The organism is Blastomonas sp. (genome assembly GCF_041747255.1).
In the GTDB taxonomy this organism is placed as follows: domain Bacteria; phylum Pseudomonadota; class Alphaproteobacteria; order Sphingomonadales; family Sphingomonadaceae; genus Blastomonas.
The window spans coordinates 1-2,563 of the sequence record NZ_JBGTFM010000285.1; the positions used below are offsets into that span (position 1 = coordinate 1).

A 2,563-nucleotide genomic window follows, 5' to 3' on the forward strand; every position below is an offset into this window, starting at 1 on the left:
GGGGACGTCGTCGAAGGCGGATAGAAAAATCTGCATGATGATGAGGACTCCGTGAACCCAATCCCCAGTTCAGAATCCATCTCGCCCTCACAGGCAAGAGCGACCGTTCACGCCCTCAGTTCCAAACGCGATTCCCCTGCCGCGGACCTACGATCTATGCCCGCGCGCTGGCCGATCAAACGGAAATCAGATCGTCCGAAGATCGCCAAACTACTCCTTCTTGCTCGTTGAAAAGTGACGGCGGCGACGAATGGATTTCACGCTCCGCTGCTCTATCTACAGATCATGGAAAACAGCCCCAAAACCTCGGTCCTCTTCAACGCAAACTGCCCGGTCTGTAACTTCGAGATACAGCACTACGCGCAATACGCAGTTGCCAATGACCTGCCGATCCGGTTCGACGATCTGAACTCGGGCGCGCGGGACCAATGGGGCCTGGATGCCGATACCGCCGCTCGGCGCCTTTATGTGTTGCATGAGGGCGCGCTGACATCGGGGATTCCGGCGTTTCTGGTGCTTTGGGCACAAATGCCGAGGTATCGCTGGCTGGCACGGGTCGTAGGGTTGCCGGGTATCCGGCAGGTGGCATCGGCCGCCTATGACTATGTCCTTGCCCCAGTGATTTATCGGTGGCACCTGCGTCGGCTGCGTAAGCAAACCGCCCGGGTTCCGAACTGACAGGAGAGGCACTTTGCTCCAAGATGATGATGGCGCTGCGGTGCCCACGGGGCGCGCGGCGCGGCTTTTGCGGTTTGGCGGCATGGCAACAGGCATTGCCGGCAGTGTTGCGGCAGGGGGCCTGCGCGCGCTGGCCAGCGGTAAGCGGCCCGATATGGCGCAACTGCTGCTGACGCCGACCAATACCTTGCGGTTGACGGACGGGCTGTCGCACCTGCGGGGAGCGGCGCTGAAGCTGGGGCAGATGCTATCGATGGATACCGGCGTCGTACTGCCGGGCGAGTTGACGGCAATTCTGGGCCGGATGCGCGATGACGCCCTCCACATGCCGCCCAAACAGCTGCAATCCGCGCTGAACGCCGAATGGGGCACAGGCTGGTATGGCCGCTTTGCCCGCTTTGACGTGCGCCCCTTTGCCGCCGCATCGATCGGGCAAGTGCACCGGGCGGTGACCCGCGATGGTCGCGATCTTGCGATCAAGGTGCAGTATCCCGGCGTGCGGGCCAGCATCGACAGCGATGTCGACAACGTGGCAGCGTTGATGCGGATGCCGGGGCTTTTACCGCGCGGGATGGATATCAGCCCCGTTTTGACCGAGGCAAAGCGCCAGTTGCACGCCGAGGCCGATTATCTTGCCGAAGCGCAACACTTGGCGCGGTTCGGTGCCTTGCTGAAGGGGTCTGACATCTTTGCCCTGCCAGCGTTGCACACGGAACTTTGCACTCCGCAGGTGATTGCGATGGGCTTTATGGACAGCGCCCCGCTGGACAGTCTGGTCGATGCGCCGCAGGCGCTGCGCGACCGGGTGGCCACAGCCCTGATCGGCCTTGTCTTGCGAGAACTGTTCCAGTTCGGCGCAATGCAGACCGACCCAAACCTTGCCAATTACCGCTATGACCCCAAGACCGGGCGTATCGTGCTACTGGATTTCGGTGCCGTGCAACCCATCGCCCCGGACCTTGCCGACGATTTCAGAGCGCTAGCACGGGTGGCGCTGGACGGTGGAGATGTCCAGACGCGCGAGGCCATGCGGCGCATCGGCTATTTCGGCCCAACCACTGCGCCGCACCATCAAGACCTGATCCAGGCAATGTTCACCACCGCGATGGCGCCGCTGCGGCAAGACGGTCCGTTTGACTTTGGCAGCAGTGATCTGTTGGAACGCCTCCGCGACATGGGCCTTGCCATCGGCAACGATCGCGAGCTTGCCCATGTCCCGCCCGCCGCCACGCTGTTTTTGCACCGCAAGATCGGCGGGATGTATCTGATGGCGGCAAAACTGCGCGCCCGCATCGCCTTGCGCCCGATGGTTGAGGCGTATTGCGGCAAGACCGCCACGCCCTGTTGAAACGCCAATGGCAGGCATCAGCTTTCCCCTTTGCAAAACAAGATGAGCCGGATGACAGACTGGACCGCAACCCGCGCCGAGGGTGACAAGATACTCGCAGCCTTTACCCCCCAGATGGGGCGGCGTTATGCCAATGGCCGGAATACCGATCATGGGTCTGGGGCGCACAAGGCAGTCTCGGTGCTGTCACCCTATATCCGGCGCAGGCTGGTGCTGGAATCCGATGCCGTGGCGGCGGCCATCGCCGCCCATGGGCTGGAAGATGCCGAGAAATTTGTGCAAGAGGTGATCTGGCGCGGCTACTTCAAAGGCTGGCTCGAGCGCCGCCCGCAGGTCTGGGACAGTTACCGTACCGGGCTGAACGCAGACCTCGCCGATCTTGACCGTGACCGCCGTCTGCGCCGCGACGTGGACCGCGCGATGAACGGTCAGACCGGGCTGGACTGTTTCGATGCATGGGCGGCCGAACTGGTCGACACCGGCTATCTGCACAACCACGCGCGGATGTGGTTCGCCTCGATCTGGATCTTCACGCTC

3 protein-coding genes are annotated in these 2,563 nt (G+C 62.4%); all 3 read left to right on the plus strand.

Annotation, left to right across the window (positions count from 1 at the left end):
• Nucleotides 1–234 precede the first annotated feature (234 nt).
• A complete protein-coding gene (locus ACEW8G_RS09595) occupies nucleotides 235–678 on the plus strand; it encodes a thiol-disulfide oxidoreductase DCC family protein (RefSeq protein WP_373488203.1) in 444 nt (147 codons plus the stop codon).
• A gap of 13 nt (nucleotides 679–691) precedes the next feature.
• Nucleotides 692–2,026 (plus strand): ABC1 kinase family protein, encoded by a 1,335-nt coding sequence (locus tag ACEW8G_RS09600; RefSeq protein WP_373488204.1) that lies wholly within the window; start codon nucleotides 692–694, stop codon nucleotides 2,024–2,026.
• 51 nt (nucleotides 2,027–2,077) lie between these two features.
• Nucleotides 2,078–2,563, plus strand: a 486-nt coding sequence (locus tag ACEW8G_RS09605; protein WP_373488205.1) for an FAD-binding domain-containing protein, incomplete at its 3' end; no start/stop codon positions are given.